The 16,758-nt window shown below is 70.4% G+C and carries 16 protein-coding genes, 1 tRNA gene and 1 pseudogene; 6 read left to right on the top strand and 12 right to left on the bottom strand.

Features of this window, described 5'->3' with window-relative positions:
- Positions 1–8 precede the first annotated feature (8 nt).
- Genes M3Q35_RS06210 through M3Q35_RS06180 form a run of 7 tightly spaced genes read right to left on the bottom strand, consistent with a single transcriptional unit; the run spans position 9 to position 6,789 of the window.
- Complete coding sequence (locus tag M3Q35_RS06210) at positions 9–440, bottom strand: cupin domain-containing protein (protein ID WP_273940686.1); 432 nt, start codon at positions 438–440, stop codon at positions 9–11.
- A gap of 9 nt (positions 441–449) precedes the next feature.
- Entirely contained in the window at positions 450–860 is a 411-nt protein-coding gene (locus tag M3Q35_RS06205; protein WP_273940685.1) for a YciI family protein, read from the bottom strand.
- A complete protein-coding gene (locus M3Q35_RS06200; RefSeq protein WP_273940684.1) occupies positions 857–1,774 on the bottom strand; it encodes a glycosyltransferase family 2 protein in 918 nt (305 codons plus the stop codon). The genes M3Q35_RS06205 and M3Q35_RS06200 overlap by 4 nt, the downstream gene beginning before the upstream one ends.
- 28 nt (positions 1,775–1,802) lie before the next feature.
- Positions 1,803–2,672, bottom strand: a complete 870-nt coding sequence (thiD, locus tag M3Q35_RS06195) for a bifunctional hydroxymethylpyrimidine kinase/phosphomethylpyrimidine kinase (RefSeq protein ID WP_273940683.1) — start codon at positions 2,670–2,672, stop codon at positions 1,803–1,805.
- Positions 2,673–2,700: 28 nt separating this feature from the next.
- Positions 2,701–3,201, bottom strand: a complete 501-nt coding sequence (locus M3Q35_RS06190) for a nucleoside 2-deoxyribosyltransferase (RefSeq protein WP_273940682.1) — start codon at positions 3,199–3,201, stop codon at positions 2,701–2,703.
- Positions 3,202–3,229: 28 nt separating this feature from the next.
- Entirely contained in the window at positions 3,230–4,219 is a 990-nt protein-coding gene (locus M3Q35_RS06185; protein WP_273940681.1) for a thymidylate synthase, read from the bottom strand.
- Entirely contained in the window at positions 4,216–6,789 is a 2,574-nt protein-coding gene (locus tag M3Q35_RS06180; RefSeq protein WP_273940680.1) for a molybdopterin-dependent oxidoreductase, read from the bottom strand. The genes M3Q35_RS06185 and M3Q35_RS06180 overlap by 4 nt, the downstream gene beginning before the upstream one ends.
- Before the next feature lie 325 nt (positions 6,790–7,114).
- Between M3Q35_RS06180 and M3Q35_RS06175 the strand changes: the two genes are divergently transcribed.
- From M3Q35_RS06175 to M3Q35_RS06160, 5 genes and pseudogenes are all read left to right on the top strand, one after another.
- Positions 7,115–8,347 (top strand): MFS transporter, encoded by a 1,233-nt coding sequence (locus M3Q35_RS06175; protein WP_273940679.1) that lies wholly within the window; start codon positions 7,115–7,117, stop codon positions 8,345–8,347.
- Between the two features lie 34 nt (positions 8,348–8,381).
- A complete protein-coding gene (locus tag M3Q35_RS06170; RefSeq protein ID WP_273940678.1) occupies positions 8,382–9,266 on the top strand; it encodes an FAD binding domain-containing protein in 885 nt (294 codons plus the stop codon).
- Positions 9,238–9,924: a TenA family protein gene (locus M3Q35_RS06165; protein ID WP_273940677.1), complete on the top strand. Its 687-nt coding sequence runs from the start codon at positions 9,238–9,240 to the stop codon at positions 9,922–9,924. The genes M3Q35_RS06170 and M3Q35_RS06165 overlap by 29 nt, the downstream gene beginning before the upstream one ends.
- Positions 9,921–10,261 (top strand): annotated as a pseudogene (locus M3Q35_RS48765) (alcohol dehydrogenase catalytic domain-containing protein); the annotation flags it as partial. The gene M3Q35_RS06165 and the pseudogene M3Q35_RS48765, both read left to right, overlap by 4 nt.
- A 27-nt stretch (positions 10,262–10,288) precedes the next feature.
- The gene (locus M3Q35_RS06160) at positions 10,289–10,939 is read left to right on the top strand and encodes a zinc-binding dehydrogenase (protein ID WP_420704770.1); all 651 of its coding nucleotides are present in this window, start codon (positions 10,289–10,291) and stop codon (positions 10,937–10,939) included.
- 43 nt (positions 10,940–10,982) lie between these two features.
- On the opposite strand, the gene M3Q35_RS06155 is transcribed toward M3Q35_RS06160, so the two are convergent.
- The gene (locus tag M3Q35_RS06155) at positions 10,983–11,627 is read right to left on the bottom strand and encodes an HAD family hydrolase (protein ID WP_273940675.1); all 645 of its coding nucleotides are present in this window, start codon (positions 11,625–11,627) and stop codon (positions 10,983–10,985) included.
- Positions 11,628–11,743: 116 nt separating this feature from the next.
- On the opposite strand from M3Q35_RS06155, the gene M3Q35_RS06150 reads away from it, so the two are divergent.
- Positions 11,744–12,295, top strand: a complete 552-nt coding sequence (locus M3Q35_RS06150; RefSeq protein ID WP_273940674.1) for a flavoprotein — start codon at positions 11,744–11,746, stop codon at positions 12,293–12,295.
- On the opposite strand, the gene M3Q35_RS06145 is transcribed toward M3Q35_RS06150, so the two are convergent.
- The 4 genes from M3Q35_RS06145 to M3Q35_RS06130 form a co-directional block, all read right to left on the bottom strand.
- The gene (locus tag M3Q35_RS06145) at positions 12,259–12,456 is read right to left on the bottom strand and encodes a helix-turn-helix domain-containing protein (protein WP_273940673.1); all 198 of its coding nucleotides are present in this window, start codon (positions 12,454–12,456) and stop codon (positions 12,259–12,261) included. The two genes, M3Q35_RS06150 and M3Q35_RS06145, sit on opposite strands and share 37 nt — an antisense overlap.
- On the bottom strand, positions 12,453–13,175 hold the full coding sequence (locus M3Q35_RS06140) for a cupin domain-containing protein (RefSeq protein WP_273940672.1): 723 nt from the start codon (positions 13,173–13,175) through the stop codon (positions 12,453–12,455). Before M3Q35_RS06140 ends, M3Q35_RS06145 begins: the two co-directional genes overlap by 4 nt.
- An 82-nt stretch (positions 13,176–13,257) precedes the next feature.
- Positions 13,258–13,340: transfer RNA gene (locus M3Q35_RS06135), tRNA-Tyr, on the bottom strand.
- A gap of 249 nt (positions 13,341–13,589) precedes the next feature.
- A complete protein-coding gene (locus M3Q35_RS06130; protein ID WP_273940671.1) occupies positions 13,590–16,697 on the bottom strand; it encodes a transglycosylase domain-containing protein in 3,108 nt (1,035 codons plus the stop codon).
- Positions 16,698–16,758: the final 61 nt, after the last annotated feature.

Below are 16,758 nucleotides of genomic sequence, written 5' to 3'. Positions count from 1 at the left end.
ACAGGCGCTCACGGCGTGACCTGCGGGCCGTCGTAGAGGTGGGAGATGTCCACCTGGTGCTGCAACGGTTCCACCCGCACGACCTCGTTCTCGTAGCGTTCGCCGCCACGGTCCACATCGGACAGCACGGCGATCACCGTCGGCTCCGGGAACACCGTGGTGTGGGCCAGCGAGACCGGGCTGACCACGGCTTCGCCCGGCTTCACGTCCAGCGTCAGGATCTCGCCGTCGGCCTGGTGCTCCAGGTAGATCATGCGGCCCGACACCACGTACATCAGGTGGCTCTCGTGGTGGTGGTAGTGGTTGCCGCGGACCGCGCCGGTGGTGCACTCGATGATCATCGCGTGCTTGGTCGGGAAGTCGGGCAGCGCGATGATCCGCCCGCGCGCGTCGGCGTAGATGCCTTCCGGCAACAGGATGTGGTCGTGGGACAGGGTCATGGTGGTCTCCTAGGTCCGTGGTCCGAAGCGGTCGACGACCGGGGCGGCGCTGTCGCGCACGACGCCCTCGTTGAGCAGCCAGGTGCAGACGACGTGGGTGCGCCAGCCGGCCACGCCGAACGGCTCCTGCGCGGCGATCCGCTCGGCGTCGGCCAGCGACTCGGCGGCGATGATGTACATGCCGCCGGCATTGACGATCGGGTGGTCCTCGGTCGTCGGCCGGCCGTAGTTCAGCGGGCCGGCGGCCAGCAGCCGCCCCTCGTCCTCCAGCTCGAGCTGCCACTGGAGGTGGGCCCGCATCAGCTCGCGGCCGGCGTCGCTGTCCCAGTTGTACAGCGGGGTCGGCCGCATCAGCACGACGAAGAACGGCAGGCGCGCCATCCGGGCGTAGACCTGCTCGGCGGTCAGGTGCGCGGTCACCGGTGCTCCAGCAGCGCGGCCAGGCCCGGCGCCAGCTCCGCCGCGGGCGTGCCGGCGAGGAAGCCGGTGTGCAGGGTGCGGACCATTCGTTCGTACCAGAACGAGCCCAGCGTCCGGCCTCGGTCGTAACGAGCGAACGCATGCTGGTAGACCTGCAACACCAGATCCCGGTACGCGGCTTCCGGCGAATCCAGAGGCACCGCCCAGCGGGCGCACATGCGCTGGTAGCCGGCGTGGAACATGCCCAGCGCCCGCCGGCCGTTGCCGACCGGGTCGTCGGAGACGCTGTGCGCCGGAATGCGGTGGTACACGACGCCGACGCGGTCGAGGTGCCGGAACCGGTACCCCTGGCGGCGGGCCAGCCGCAGCCAGAGGTCCCAGTCCTCGGCGATCCGCACGCCGGTGTCGAACCGCGCCTGCGCGCTGTTGCGCAGCACCACGCCGGTCGGCGGGATGTAGCACAGCACCGAGAGAAACCCGTCGTGCCAGGCGAAATCGAAGGACTCCACCAGGTCCGGCGGGTCGGCGGCGAGTGGGTCGACCCAGGTGTCGCTGACCCCGGCCGTGGCGTAGACGACGTCAACGTCACCCTCGTCCAGCGCCGCCAGCGCCGAGTCGAGGTGGCCTGGCAGATACACGTCGTCGTCGTCGAGGAAGCTCAGGAACTCCCCCTCGGCGGCCTCGATGCCGTGGTTGCGGGCCGCGGACGGCCCCGCCTCGGCGGACAGCGTGAGCGGCCGGACGTCGAGCCGGTGCCGGAACTCGGCGACGACCGGTTCGACCGGTGCGCCGCCGTCGTTGACGACCACGACCTCGACATCGGCACGGCCCTGCGCCGCCACGCTGGTGAGCGCGGTGCGCAGCCTGCCCGCGCGGTCCCGCGTCGGAATGATCACGCTCAGCCGGGGAGCCACCCGCGACCTCCTTTCCTCGGATTCGGTGCTAGCGCGGCACGTCCAGCGGACGGGCCCAGGACAGCGGGAACCGCAGTCCCGGCCCGCCGAACCGGCCGGTCTCGGCGCCGATCCCGAGCACGTCCACCGGATGCGGGCCGTCGCCCAGGTGGACGTGCCCGTTGCGGACGCTCTCGGCGGCCCGGTGATGGGCCTCGCCGACCGCGCTGGTCAACGTCAGGCCCTGGGCCAGCAGGCCCGCGACGAGCGCGGAGTGGGCGCAGCCCGCCCCGTGCTCGGCGCCGTTGTCGTGGTGCGTGCCCTGGATGTGGTGGTGCTCGACGCCGTCGAAGAACCAGTCGCCGTGCTCCCGCGGTCCCCCGGTGACGACGACCGCCGGCGCGCCAAGGCCGGCCAGCTTCTCGGCCAGCGCCCGCCGGGACGAGCCGCCCGGCTCCACGCCGGCCAGCAGCTCGGCCTCCCGCCGGTTGGGCGTGATCACCGTCGCCACCGGGAACAGCGTCTCGGCCACCAGGGCCCGGGTGCGGCCCAGGTCCGACAGCCACGAGCCGGCGGTGGTCACCATCACCGGGTCGACCACGATCGGCACGCCGTCGGCGGCGAGCTCCCGCAGTGGGCCGGCCACCGCGAGCAGCAGCTCCTCACTCCAGGTCGTGCCGATCTTGGCCGCCCGCAGCGGAAATCCGGTGCGCACGGCGTCGAGCTGGGCCAGCACCGCCGGCACCGGGACCGTCCACCGGCCGGCGATGCCGGCGGTGTTCTGCGCCGTGATGCCGACCACCACGGTCGTGGCGAAACAGCCGACCGAGGCGTACGCCTTGATGTCGCCCTGCACACCGGCGCCGCCGCCGGAGTCGCTGGACCCGATGGTCAGACAGACCGGAACCTGGTCGGACATGAAGATCGCCCCGATCGACGGCCGTTCGTCAGATGTCGGTCCGCACCGGGCCGGTGCGGGTCAGCACCTTGTGCACGGCGTCGTCGAGCTGCTCGAGGATCTCGTCCACCTCGTCGAAGTAGATGAACTCGACGTTGGCCACGGTCTCAAGGCCGATCACCAGGAAGGTGTGCTTGGCGTCGCGCTCCAGCAGCAGCACCATCGGCTTGCCCAGCGCGCTGGCCCAGCCGACCTCGACGTGGGTGCCCGGGGAGACCGGCACGCCGGGGTAGGCGACGAACACGTCGGACTGGGCGATCTCGGTGTAGTCCAGCTTGGTGCACACCGGCGCGGTGAGGAACTGCGCGCCCCACTGCTCGCGGCGGTGGGCGTTGTAGACCTTGGCCCCGCCCTGCTCGAAGTGCTCGATGATGCGGTTGATCTTGCTCTGGTCACGCGGCGCCATGACGCCGGTCTCGGGGTTGACCAGGCCGTAGAACGGCCCGCCGACGAACACCGAGCTCGGGGTGACACGTTGCGTGGTGGTCATGATGTTTCCCTTCGTGGACAACGGATTCCTAGAAGCCGGCGTAGTCGGGCCAGCGGTTGAGCACGAGCTCGCGGTAGGAGGCCGGGAGCTGGTCGAGCACCGCGGTGTCGATGCCGGTGCGGTGGCGGAGCTGGCGGTGGACCTCGAACAGGCCGATGACGTGCCGCCAGTAGTCGGGCAGGTCGAGCCGGGACAGCTGGGCCGCGGTCAGCCGGGTGGCATCGAGCCGCAGCTCGCGCTCCCAGTCGAGCACCGTCCGGACGTACGGCCAGTTGTCGCCGTCCGGCATGGCCGGAAAGTCTTGGGGCGCTTGATTTTCCGTGCCGGCCTCGGCCAGCACGCGGGCCGCCCACTCGGCGTCGGTGTCGTAGACGTGCATCGAGCCGACCTGGTGGTGGTAGGTGCCGACCTCGACGCCGAGCTGGCGGGCCAGCACCTCCAGCAGGAAGGTGAAGGAGAAGACGTCGCTGGCCATGCCGCGGAAGGCGTCGTTGGCCCGCATGAAGCCCACGCAGCACAGCCGGCCGTCACGGATCAGGAACTGGAGCGCCAGTGTGCAGGCGACGTCGATGTTGTCGGCGACCAGCAGCTCACGCGCGTCGAAGATCTGCACCACCGCGCGCTTGCTGTCCGGGTCCTCGGCCAAGGTTCGCACAACGCTGCGCCACTGGTCCAGTCCCGTTCGGCCGTGGTCGAAAATCCGTGGCCCATAAGCGGTTCCGGTCAGTGTCTCACCGTCGGCCGAGTACCGGGCGATGCTGCCGGCGTAGTAGCCGATGTGGGAAAGGCGGTCCGAGCCGGACAGGTACCACAGCGCCTCGGCGAAGTTGAACACCAGGTTGGTCTTGCGGCTGGGCAACGTGATCAGCCGCTGCACCGGGTTGTCCAGCCGGTAGCCGACGCCGAGCAGCTCGGAACTCTTGTTGCCGCGCGGCGCGTTGCGGTACTCGGGCCGTTCGAACGCGGCCCGCAGGTGGTGGAGGTAGGCGTCCTGGAAGGACGCGAACGAGGTGGTCATCGGTTCTCCCCCTGGTCGGTGTGGGCGGCCTCCAGTAGGCGGCTGGGGGTCATGGGTGTCGCGGTGAGCCGCGGGTTCAACTCCGGCACGGCCGTGCAGATCGCGGCGGCAACCGCGGCGGCCGCCGCGGCCATGCCGGCCTCGCCGATTCCCTTGACGCCCAACGGGTTCCGCGGGCTCTGGGCGGTCGGCGGCGCGGGGTCGATCAGCGTGATCCGCACGTCCGGCAGGTCCGCGGCCAGCGCCACCAGGTAGTGCTCCAGCCCCTTGGCCAGCGGCATCCCGTCCTCGTCGTAGGGCAGTTGCTCGTACAGGGCCGCCGAAACGCCCTGCACCAGGCCGCCGATCAGCTGTCCGTGCACGACATCCCGGTTGATCGGGACACCGACGTCGCAGGACAGCGCCAGGTGCTCGACCCGAACCGTCAGCAGCTCGGGGTCCACGGCCACGGCGCAGGTCACCGCACCGTACGGATAGGTGTGCGCGTCGACGTCGTACCCGCCTTCGGCGCGCTTTGTGCCTTGCGCCTTCAACTTCCGGCACGCGTCGAGCACGGCGTTGCCGGTGTGCATGGCGGTGCGGCTGGCGAAGGTGCCCAGTCCGGCCGCCGGGCCGTCCCCGTCGGGGAAGACCACGCGAACCTGGTCGCGGTGGACGCCGAGTTCGTTGGCCGCGACCGTGGCCAACGCCGTCTCGTGGCTCTGGCCGGACGGCGAGCTGGCCGACTCGATGACGACCGTGCCGTCGTCCTCGACCGTCACGGTGACGCGTTCGCGGCCGCCGAGGCCGGCCTTCTCCACGTACGGCACGACCGCGGTGCCGCGGCGGAGGCCGTCGCCCGGATCAGGCTGGACGTCCACTTCGGACAGAGCCTGCTCGTAGGCAGCGCGGAAGTCGCCGCTGTCGTAGTGCACCGGCCCCTCGTTGGTGGTACCAGTATCGTAGGGCATGTCCTTGGCCGACAACAGGTTCCTCGAGCGGAACTCCACCGGGGACAGACCGAGGTGCTCGGCCAGCATGTCCATCATGCGCTCGCGCACGAAGTTCGTCTCGAACCGGCCCGGCGCGCGCACCGGGCCGATCGGCGTCCGGTTGGTCAGCAGGCTGCGCACCCGCGCCCGGTAGGCACGGAAGTGGTACGGGCCGGGGAACATCGCCGAGGCCAGGTACGGCACCAGCGCGGTCAGCGGCCGGGCGTAGGCGCCGGCGTCCTGCACGATGACGACGTCCTCGTCGAGCAGCCGACCGTCGCGGGTCGCCGACATCGTGACGTCCCAGACCTGGCCGCGCGAATGGTTGATCGCCACCAGGTGCTCGGCCCGGTCCTCCTGCCACTTGACCGGCCGGCCCAGTTCATGGGCGGCCCAGGCGGCCAGCAGCTCCTCCGGGTACAGCTCGCCGCGCACGCCGAACGCGCCGCCGACGTCATCGGTGGGCGTACGGACCTGTTCCGGTTGCAGGCCAAGCGCTTTGGCCACGGCCGCGGCATGGGCCCGCGGCATCTTGGTGATGCCGCGCAACGTCAGCGTGTCGTCTTCCCAGATAGCGAGGATGCCTCGGGTCTCCATCGGCAGCCCGGTCTGCCGCGCCAGCGTGAACCGACGGGTCAGGGTGACGACGTCGTCCTCCGGCTGCGGCCCGGTCCAGTCGGCCGGGACGAGCTGGCTCTGTTCCGGCAGCCAGCACGGATCATCGTCGGCCAGCTCGGTGTAGTTCTCCGGCGTGGTCAGCAGTGGCAGCTTCTCGTACCGCACGGTGACCGCCGCCGCGCCATCTTCAGCGGCGGCAGGACTCTCGGCCAGGATCAGGGCGATCGGCTCGCCGACATAGCGCACGGTGTCGGTGGCCAGCACCGGCTCGGCCGGCCCGGCCAGGTCACGGCCGAAGTCGCGCATACCGGCCGGCAGGTCGGCGCCGGTGAACACGATGCCTTCGACAGCGGTGGTGTCGATCGCGATGATCCGGGCGTGCGGCTCGGTGCTGCGCACGATCCGGGCCCACAGCTGGCCGGGCACGTGCTGGCCGGTGACGAAGGTGCCGCGCCCGTTGAGCAGGCGAGCGTCCTCGACGCGGCTTTTGGGCTCCGGTGTCTCCCCGGAAAGCACGCCGGCCGCAGCGCGGGCCAGGCCCGTGTAGCCGGTGCAGCGGCAGATCACGTCGCTGATGGCCGACCGCACGTCCTCGGGGCACGACCGCAGCGGGCCGCCGGGGGCCATGGCCAGCACGAACGCCGGACTGCAGTGCCCGCACTGCAACGCCGAGCTGGCGGCCATCCAGTCGCGCACCGGCGCCAGGCCCGGGTCCGCACTGCGGACCGTCTCGACCTTGCTGCCGTCGCACTGGGCGGCCAGCACCAGGCAGGACCGCACCAGCTCGCCGTCCAGCCGGACCAGGCAGTGGCCGCACTGGCCGGCGTCGCAGCCGGTGTTCACCGGGTGGCCGTTCCCGCTCAGAAAAGAATTGAGCGCGGTCGCCGCCGGCACGGTTGCCGACAGTTCCGCGTCATCGACGACGCATTCGACGGTGACGGCATCGGAGAATTGTCCGACGTCCGGATAATTGACTCGCAAAGCATTTCCCCCGGTCGTGCCGGTGCTTCCGGTCAGGTAGCGCGCTGACCCAGCGGGCGGGGTACCCGGACGAACGGGCTGCCGGTCGCGGTACCGCTTCCGACATCCGGATCTTCAGCTCCGGTCCCCCCGTCCCGCTGGCTCGACCAGAGAACCACAAGCCGTGCCGAAACCGGTTTCGGCGATAGTGATTCTCCAGCCTGTCTCGACCGCCATTCGAGGTCCACCTATTGAGGTGAATTTGAGGGCGTATTGGCCACCGTGCTATAAAGTCGAAACCGGTTCCACCGTCCGGTTCCGACAACAGCGATCATGGGGGCATTGCGTGTTCGACGTCATCAAGGGCAAAGGCAGCCGGCCGCTGGTGGCGGCGCTGGCCGTCGACATGCTCGGCAGCGGCCTGTTCATGCCCATCTCGCTGCTCTACTTCACCGCCGTGACCCAGCTGCCGCTCACCACCGTCGGCCTGCTCCTCAGCGTCGCGACCATCTCGACGCTGCCAGTGCCGATCTTCATCGGCTACCTGGTCGACAAGTGGAACGCCCGCAACGTCGTGTTGATCGCGCAGGCCGTGCAGGCCGTCGGCTTCGCCGCGTACGGCTGGGTCAGCGGGCCGGTCACCATGCTGGTCGTGGTGGTCGTCGTCGCGGTCGGCCAGCGGATCTTCTGGTCCTCGTTCTTCACGGTGGTCGCCGGCCTGGCCGAGGCCGGCGAGGAGAGCCGCCGCAACGACCAGCGGTTCGCGCTGGTCGGCATGGTCCAGGCAGCCGGCACCGGACTCGGCGCGCTGATCAGCGGCCTGGCCGTGGTCGATGCCTCGGTCGGCACCTACCAGCTCGTGGCCTACGCCAACGCGGTGTCCTTCGCGCTCTCCGCGCTGCTCATGTTCCGCGTGCCGCTGGCCAAGAAGTCCTCTGGCACCAAGGAAAAGGCCGTCGGCGGTTACGGCGTGCTGCTGCGCGACCGGCCGTATCTGCTGCTGATCGGAGCCAACACGGTCTTCGCCCTGTGCAGCGTGATGGTCGGCATCGCGGTGCCGGTGTACCTGGTCAAGGGCCTGCCCGGGATGGGCTGGCTGGTCGGCCCGCTGCTCGCCGTCAACACCCTGCTGCTGGCCACCGGCCAGGGCGTGGTGGTCAAGCTGGCCCGGCCGCTGACTCGGGTGCGGGCCATGGCGGTGGCCGGCGGGCTGTGGGTGGTGTGGTCGGTGGGCTTCGCCTTCGCGCTTGACGTGCCGCAGGTCGTGCTGGTGCCGTATCTGTTGGTGAGCGTGGCTTTCTACGCGGCGGCCGAGCTGCTGCACGCGCCCGTGTCCAACGCGCTGGCCGCCGCGGCCGCGCCCGAGCACGTGCGTGGCCGCTACCTGGCCATGTTCCAGTACTGCTTCACCGTCGCCAATATCGTCGCGCCGACCTTCTTCACCGCCCTGTACGCCCAGGGCCCGGCGTTGCCGTGGATCGTGCTCGGCGCGCTGGCCGCGGTGGCGACCATTGCCATGCGGCTGCTGGAGAAGCGCCTGCCGACCGACGAGCCGGCCGAGGCGCTCGCCACTTCCTGATCTTCCCTATCGCCTGACCCGGGGGGTGGGCGCGGTGCACGCGTCCTCGTTCTGCTTTCACGCGCCCGAAAACGTGCCGGCCGCCGTCACGGCGCTGGCCCAGGCCACCGATCCGGCCGTACTGGCCGGCGGCCAGTCGCTGGTGCCGCTGCTGCGGACCCGGCGTCGGCAGCCCGACCTGGTCGTGGACATCGGCCGGATCGCCGAGCTGACCGGTGTCCGGGTGGGCGCCCGCGGACTCGTCGCGGGCGCCGCGGCCCGGCAGGCCGACGTGCTGGCCGCGGCCGACGGTTTACTGGCCGCAGCGCTCGGATCCGTCGGCACGATGCTCACGCGGCGACGCGGCACCATCGGCGGCATTGTGGCGCATGGTGATCCGGGCTTGCAGCTCGCCGCCGTGGCCGCGATCAGCGACATCGACGTGACGATCACCGGCCCGGGCGGCCCGAGAACCCTTGCCGCGGCAGCGTTTTTCACCGGCCAACCGCTGCGCCACGGCGAACTCGTCACGTCGATCACCTTCGCCCGTGAACCCGAGGACCAGGGCTGGGGCTTCGCGCGCGTCGCGCACCGCCACACCGGCCCCCAGCTCGCCGGCGTCGCCGCGCGGGTGGCATTGGACCTCGACGGCCGCTGCCGTACGGCACGGATCGCCGCCTACACCCTCGGCCATCCCGGCGGCGAACTCCTCGACGCCGCACACGTTCTCGTCGATGCACGACCCGATGAGTCCACAGTGGATCTTGCCGCCCGGGCTGCCGCCTCGGCCGTGCGGCCGGTGTCCGACGCCACCGCCACGGCCGACTACCGGCGCCACGCCGTCGAGGTCCTCACCCGGCGTGCGCTCCACCAGGCCCTGAACACCGTCAGGAACGGAGGCACCACCACCGATGGCTTCATTCGTCGACCACTGCCATGAGCGCGCCGCCGACGTGTGGCACGCCTACCGCCATCACCCCTGGATCGAGGCGATGGCCGCCGGCCGGCTGCCGGTCGAGAAGTTCGTGTCCTTCCAGGTCAACGACGCGCCGTACATCGTCGACCTGCATCGCAGCCTGGCCTTCGGCGTGGCCAAGGCGCCCGGCACGCCGTGGGCCAAGGCCGCGGCCACCGTCATCGACGACGTGTGGGTGCACAACGAGATCGACACCAAGCGGGTGCTGCTGGCCGACCTCGGGTACACCGAGGAGCTGCGCATCGGCCGCGACGCCTACATCCCGGCCCGCGAGGCGTACGCCAACCACCTGGTCCGCACCGCGCTGGAGGGCGACATCGGCCAGATCGCGTCGGCCCTGCTGCCCTGCGCCATGTTCACCCAGGTGATCGGGGCGCGGTTCCGCGGCATGCAGATCGCCGGGCCGCCGGCGTACCAGAAGTGGGCCGACATCTACGTCCAGCGGGCAGTGCACCGGATGGCCGAAGCGCACGCCGAGGTGATGGAGACCGAGTCCGCGCGCACCGACGAAGCCGGTCGCGAGCACATGTACCTCTGTTACCTGCGGAGCCTCCAGCACCAGGTGGACGTCTTCGACGCCGCGTGGGAGCTGGACATCGCCTGGCCGGGAGAGCGCCGATGAGTGAGCAGATGCGGGTGGCCGCGCTGACCGCCCTGAACGGTCCGCTGGAGATCCAGACCCGGCCGGTGCCCACGCCCGGGCCCGGCCAGGCGCTGATCCGGGTGCATGCGGCCGGTGTGTGCCACACCGACCTGCACCTGTCGGCCGGCGTGCCCACCAGCCCGTCGTTTCCGTTGGTGCTGGGGCACGAGATCGCCGGCGAGGTCGTGACGTCAGCGGCTTTGCCGCCGGCACAAGGGTTCTCGTCTACTACTACGACGGGTGCGGCCGCTGCGGCTGGTGCGCGCAGGGGCTGGAGAACCTGTGCCGGCAGGCCAACGCCAAGTGGGGCTTCGACACCGACGGCGGCTTCGCCGAGTACCTCGTGGTGCCGGACCGGTGCCTGGTGGCGGTCCCGTCGTCCGTGCCGTTGGACGAGGCGGCGGTGCTGGGCTGCTCAGGCACGACCGGTGTGCACGTCGTCGACACCGTCGCGAAGGTGCAGTCGGGCGAGACCGTGACGGTGATCGGCGTTGGCGGCGTCGGCCTCGCGTGCGTGCAGGTCGCGGCCGCACGCGGCGCTCGGGTGATCGCCGTGGATCCGCACGAGGACAGCCGGGCGGTCGCGGAGTCGTTGGGGGCTGCGCACAGCGTCGACCCGTTCGCCGTTGACGCGGTCGAGGCTGTTCGGGCGCTGGTGGGCGGCGACGGTGTCGACGTTGTGGTGGACACCGTCGGCAACGACCACACTCCGGCGCAGGCGATCGACATGGTTCGCATGCAGGGGCGCGTGGTGCTCGTGGGCTACACGGACGCGCCCGCGCGGATCGACGTCGCCACGGCGGTGACCCGCGAGGTCCGGCTTTTCGGGTCCGTCGGCGCGACCCTGGCCGACACCGCCGAGGTGCTGCGCCTGGCCGAGGCCGGCGCGCTGCGCATCCCGATCGCCGACCGGTACTCGTTGTCGCAGGTCAACGAGGCGTTGGACCGCCTGCACTCGGGCAAGGTGGCCGGGCGGCTGGTGCTGCGCCCGTGAGCGGTGCCCGGCGCCGCCGCGCACTCGGCGGCGCTGGGCACCGTCACCGCCGGTCCAGCAGCTCGGCCAGCGGAACAGCGTCGATCCGGTCGAGCACCAGATCGGCGATGGTCAGGTCGAAATTCTCCGTCACGGCATTGGGCACCGCCACACAGCGAATTCCGGCCTGTCGCGCGGCCCGAATTCCGATCGGGCTGTCCTCAAACGCAATGGCCTCCGCGGCCGTCGCACCCAGCTTGTCCAGCGCCGCCAGATAGGCGTCCGGCGCCGGTTTCTTGGCCAATCCGGCCGATTTGGTGATGACGACGTCGAATCGGCTTTCCTCGAGGCCCACCGCAGCCAGCCGCTGGCTGATCCACCAGTCCGGCGCGTTGGACACGATGCCGGTCAGCGCCCCGAGCTCCTCGGCCTGAGCCAGGTGCTCGCGCACCCCAGGCCGGAGAACCAGCAGCTCATCCCGCCTTTTAAGCCTTAGGGCCTCGACCGTGTCCCAGTCGATCGTCTCGGTCACGAGCGCGGCCAGCTGCTCCTTCGGCATGCACGGCCCACGTCCGGCCAGCGTCTCGGCCAGCCAGTGGTCACGGTCGATCGAATGCCCGAACGACTCGTACACCTCGGTCCACGAGATCAGTCCGGCTGTTTCGCTGTCAATGAGAAGACCGTCGAAGTCATACAATACGGCAACCATTCCACAATGGTACTGACCTCGCACTAGAGTTCCGCTCGAAACGCAGGGCACGGATCGTCACGAACCTTGGCACTCATGATGACACTCTTTCGGCTGATCGCAATGACCATGGCCGCATGACTTTCGGTGGCAATCTGCTCATCGGCGCCAGCGGTTCCGGCGGCGTCGCCTTCTTGCCCATGTACCTGTCCGCGCTGCGGGCGGAGTTCACCGGCACCGTCACGGTGCTCATGACGCACACCGCGACGACCTTCCTACCCGCGTCGACCATGGCGCTGTTCGCCGACCGCGTGGTCACCGCCGTGGATCCGGCGACGTGGGCGCGGGCCAACCACGTGAGCCTGGCCGACGAGCACGACCTGTTCGTGGTGCTGCCGGCGACGGCCAATACTCTGGCCGCGGTGGCCGGCGGCGGTGCGCCGAACCTGCTGACCACCACGGTGCTGGAATTCCCGTCGCCGGTGGTGTTCTTCCCGGCGATGTCCGGGCTTATGTGGACCAAGGCGTCGGTGCAGCGCAACGTCACGCAGGTGCGGTCGGACGGGCACGAGGTCGTCGAACCGGCTGACGGCCCGCGGTATGACGTGTCGCTGGGCCGGGTCGTCACAGGGCCGACCCCGCCGTCCCCGCCTCAGTTCGTGTCGAAGGTCGTCGAGCGCCTGCGGTGATCGCCCGGCGTGCCGCCGGTCACGCGCCGGAACGCCCGGTGCAGCTGCGCAGCCCCGGCAAACCCACACTGCTGCGCGACGACCGCGACCGGCAGCCGCGGGTTGGAGCGCAGCACCTGCTGCGCCCGTTCCACGCGGATCCGGCGCAGCAACGCCGTCAACGACTCGTCGTCCGCCAGCGCCCGGAACAGCGTCCGCCGGGAAATGCGGCAGCCGGCCGCCACCGCATCGGCGTCGAGGTCCGCGTTGCCGGCGTTGTCACGAACGAACCTGCGCACACGTTCCCGTGTGATCGCCAACGGCGACTCCCCGTCCGCCCGGCCGCCCACCCCAGGGCCGTGTCGACCAGGCCCAGCGCGTGGGGAACCAGTTCGTCCGCGCCGAGGTTTTCCATTCCCAACAGGAAGTCCGTGACCAGGCGGGCCGGACCGTCCAGCGCCGTCGAGGTGGCATCGCGCAGCGTGCGGCGCGGCAGCATCGACACCGGGATCCGGACCACCAGCTGCGCGAACTCCCCGCCGAAGTGCATGGTGTACGGCCGCGCACTGTCCACGAAGGCCAGGACCCCCGGCGTCAGCACCGCACCGCGACCGTCCTGCGCCAGCAGCCCTTGGCCGCTGATCTGGATGTTCGCCAGCAGGTGATGTTCGTTGCTCCGGGCCACATAGCCTCTCGTACGGTCGACCCGCTGTCCGCAGGAGGACAGCCGCGCGAACCCGATGCCGGCCACGTCCCGATGCCGCACCACCCCGGCGAACCCGTCCTCTTCGGTCGGCCGCACCGCCACTTCGACAAAGGCCGAACACACCACATCACGCCAGTACGCCGCCGCGTCCCGGCCATCGACGTCCGAAGTGGACAGCGTGACGGTGTCGTTCATGATGCGCCCAGGCTAAGCACGGCCGACAGCGCCGCGCCACCCAGCGCACGGACCGGGCAACGATTGTCGCCCGTGCGGCCGGTGGTGGAGGCAGGAGTCGAACCTGCAATGCCCGGAGGGCGTCCGGTTTACAGCCGGCTGAGGCGCCACCGCCCCGTCTCCACCGTGGTCGGGTCCGGCCCGCCCCACGTCAGGGGCGGCCGGACCCACAGCCCGCGTCGACCGCGGCCAGGCGCGGCGGAGACGGGCGTCGGAAAATGGCTTCAGAACACCGATCGAGGTCAGGGCCGATAGGCGCGCGACACGGCCGCGGCGGACTGCGCCCCGTGCTGTCGCGTGCTGCCCATCGCCTGCTCCCTCGCTCGTGGTGTGCCGAGATCCTTTCCGACACCCGGGCTTGCCGTCAACGCGATTTCAGACGTCCACCGGATGCTGCCGCGGCACGTCCTGGCGCGGCTGAACCTCCTGATACGGCTGGACCTCCTGGCGCGGCGGGATGTCCTGGCGCTGCACCGGCACCGACGGCCCGGACTCGTAGGACGAGTAGCCGGCGTCGAATGCCGCCTGCCGCTCCTGGATCTCGGCCAGCAGCAGCTGGGACTGCTCGACCGCCTGCTGCACGATGTGGCTGGCCTGCTCGGCCGCCTTGGCCAGGCAGCGCTGGGTCTCCTGCTCGGTCTGCTCGACCAGCTCGACCCGCTGCCGCAGCAGCTCCTCGGCCCGGTCCCGCAGCTGCTCGGACTGCTCGATGGCCGCCTTGCGGATGAGGTTGGCCTCCTGCTCGGCGTTCTCGATCATCACCTGCATGTGCTGCGCGGCCGGCGTCTGAGCCAGCCGCTTGTCCGGGTCCGGCCGCAGCCGGTCCAGTTCGGACTGCATCTGCTCGGCCCGCCGGGCCAGCTCCTGGTACTGCCGCAGCACGGCGTCCCGGTCGGACCGGGTCTGCTCCAGCGTCTCGTTCAGGTGCTCGCACCGGCGGGTGGTGGCCTCCAGGTCCGCCCGCACGGTCCGCAGCTCCTCGTCCACCGCGGTCATCTCGTCGTCGACCTGGTTGCGGGCATATCCCCGGAACCGGACCCGGAAAACGCGCGGCTGTCGCTTCGATACCTCATCGATCAGCATCTTGTGCTCCTTCGTCCACCAGGTGGTTTCCCCGTCAAACCCACTCGCATGCCACCCGTGTGGGTGGTCAACGGGGACGTCGTGGCCGGCGCTGACGATCAGCTCGATCGCGGTGTCGGCGGGGAACGCCCCGGCGTGCGACTGCCCGAGCACCGTCCCCTTCGGACGGTCCGAGGCCCGCGGCGTCACGTCCACCCGCACGTAGCCGGCCTGACGCAAGGTGTCCTGCGCATGTTGCGTGCCGCTGCCGACGACCCACGGGACGGTCGGCCCGTGCGGCATCGCGTCCAGGTAGGACGGATCGGCGGGCGGCAGCCCTCGGTCGGGCGCGGTGCCGAGCAGCTTGCTGAACGCGGCGAAGAACGGCGGCGACGCCAGCGAACCACCGAACGCGCCGGCGCAACCGGTGTCGTTCGAGTCCAACCGCGGCGGCTTCGAGGCGCAGATCGGCGCGGGGGCGGAACCGTCGGCGAAGACCAGCGAGGAGGCCGCGTAGCCCCGCATGCCGGCGACGAAGCCGACCGACTCGTTGTACTCGGTGGTCCCGGTCTTGCCGGCCAGCTGGCGTTGCCAGTGGGCCCGCAGCGCCGAAGTCGCCGAGGTGCCGGAGACGGTGTCCTTGGCCAGTCCCCTGATCATCGTGTCGGCCAGGGCCGGCGCGACGACCTGTTCGCATCCCTGGTCGGGCAGCGAGATCGGCCGGCCGTCGTGGTCGAACACCTGCCGCACCGGCGTCGGCGGGCACCACTTGCCGCCATCGTCCAGAGTGGCCATCACGTTGGCCAGCTCCAGCGGGCTCACCGCACTCACGCCCAGCGTGAAGGACGGGTTGTTGTGAAAGTACTCCCGCTGAGGTGAGTTGTACTCGGCTTGCTTGTACCGCTCGTCGGACGGGTCGGTGTTCGGCGGGCTGCCGGCCTCGGAGGCGTCCATGGTGCGGCGCAATCCCAGCCGGTAGGCCATGGTCAGCACCGGCTGCATTCCCGCGCGCAGCTCCAGATCGGTGAACGCAACGTTCGGCGAGGTGGCCAGCGCCTCCTCGAGCGAGATCGGGTTCGGATAGCCGACGTAGTCGTTCTGCACGGTGTGGCACACCGTGTCGTCGAAGATGATCGGCGGCATGAAGCACTGACTGTCCGGATTGGACAGTTTGGTGTTCAGCCCGACCTTGCCCTGCTCCATCGCCGCCGCGGTGGTGAACAGCTTGAAGATGGAGCCGGCGCCGAACGGATCGCTGACCTCGACCGGCAGATTGGTCATCGACTGGCCGGCGGCCGCGTCGACCCCGTACTCCCGGTTGGCCACCATCGCCGCGACCTCGTGCTTGGCGCCGGGCCGGATGACGACCATGGTGTTGGCGATGCCCGGTGTCCGCGGCGGCACGTTGGCGTCGACGGCCTGCTTGGCCAGCCCGGTGAGCCTGGCGTCCACCGTCGTCCTGATGCGGTAGCCGCCGGTGCGCAGCTGGTCGGTGGTGAAGCCGTTGGCCCGCAGGTAATCCCGCACGTAGGCGCACAGGAAGCCGTAGCCCGGCTTGATCCCGACGCAGTCGCTGCCCGGAATCCTCGGCTCGGCCACGATACCCAGCGGTTGCTTCTTGGCTCGGTCGGCGTCGGACTGGTCGAGCTTGCCGATCGACACCTCCGCGTCGAGCACGATGTCGCGGCGCTCGATCGCGGCCTGCGGGTGGTTCCACGGGTTGTAGGCGACGGGATTGTTCACCACACCGGCCAGCAGCGCCGCCTGCGTTACGGTCAGCTTGTCCGGTGTGGTCTCGAAGAACACCTGCGCCGCCGCGGCGACACCGTCCACATTGCCCACGAACGTCACGAGATTGAGGTAGCGGGTCAGGATCTCGTCCTTGCTCAGCTGGCTGTCCAGCTCGACGGCCACCCGCGCCTCGCGCATCTTGCGCACCGCGGTCACCTCACGGGCCCGTTGCTGGGCCTTCTTGTCGTGCCGCGCGGTGACCAGGATCTGGTAGTTCTTCACGTACTGCTGGGTCAGCGTCGATGCGCCCTGCGAGGTCTCGCCGGTGGCCCCGTTGCTGATCAGCGCCCGCATCGTGCCGGCCGGGTCGACGCCGTGGTGGCTGTAGAACCGTTTGTCCTCGATCGCCACCATGGCGACCTTCATGTTGGGCGAGATCCGGTCGGACGGCGTGTCCAGCCGGTACTGGTCGTACAGGTAGGCGATCGGCGTGCCGTCGGTGGCTTCGAGCACCGAGGCGAACGGCGGCCGGCCGCGTTCCAGCGCGATGGCCAGCGAATGCACCGCGTCGCCGGTCGCGTTGGACAGCAGGCCGAGCCCGCCGGCCACCGGGAAGGCCATGCCGGCAAGGCATACGCCGCCGAGCACACAGGCCAGGATCAGCTTGGTCAGCAACCACGTCCGCCGCACGGCCGCCCCCTTTCTCCCTCTGTGAAATGCCACGGCGGTTGCGTGCGAAAACAACTGAGGG

Source organism: Kutzneria chonburiensis (assembly GCF_028622115.1).
Lineage (GTDB): Bacteria > Actinomycetota > Actinomycetes > Mycobacteriales > Pseudonocardiaceae > Kutzneria > Kutzneria chonburiensis.
This window is presented reverse-complemented; position numbering and strand designations above follow the sequence as displayed.

Bases quoted from the DNA above. Each gene is read 5' to 3' on its own strand.
- M3Q35_RS06210 (WP_273940686.1), bottom strand. From the start codon at position 440: ATGACCCTGTCCCACGACCACATCCTGTTGCCGGAAGGCATCTACGCC.
- thiD (WP_273940683.1), bottom strand. From the start codon at position 2,672: ATGTCCGACCAGGTTCCGGTCTGTCTGACCATCGGGTCCAGCGACTCC.
- M3Q35_RS06190 (WP_273940682.1), bottom strand. From the start codon at position 3,201: ATGACCACCACGCAACGTGTCACCCCGAGCTCGGTGTTCGTCGGCGGG.
- M3Q35_RS06185 (WP_273940681.1), bottom strand. From the start codon at position 4,219: ATGACCACCTCGTTCGCGTCCTTCCAGGACGCCTACCTCCACCACCTG.
- M3Q35_RS06165 (WP_273940677.1), top strand. From the start codon at position 9,238: ATGGCTTCATTCGTCGACCACTGCCATGAGCGCGCCGCCGACGTGTGG.
- M3Q35_RS06155 (WP_273940675.1), bottom strand. From the start codon at position 11,627: ATGGTTGCCGTATTGTATGACTTCGACGGTCTTCTCATTGACAGCGAA.
- M3Q35_RS06150 (WP_273940674.1), top strand. From the start codon at position 11,744: ATGACTTTCGGTGGCAATCTGCTCATCGGCGCCAGCGGTTCCGGCGGC.
- M3Q35_RS06140 (WP_273940672.1), bottom strand. From the start codon at position 13,175: ATGAACGACACCGTCACGCTGTCCACTTCGGACGTCGATGGCCGGGAC.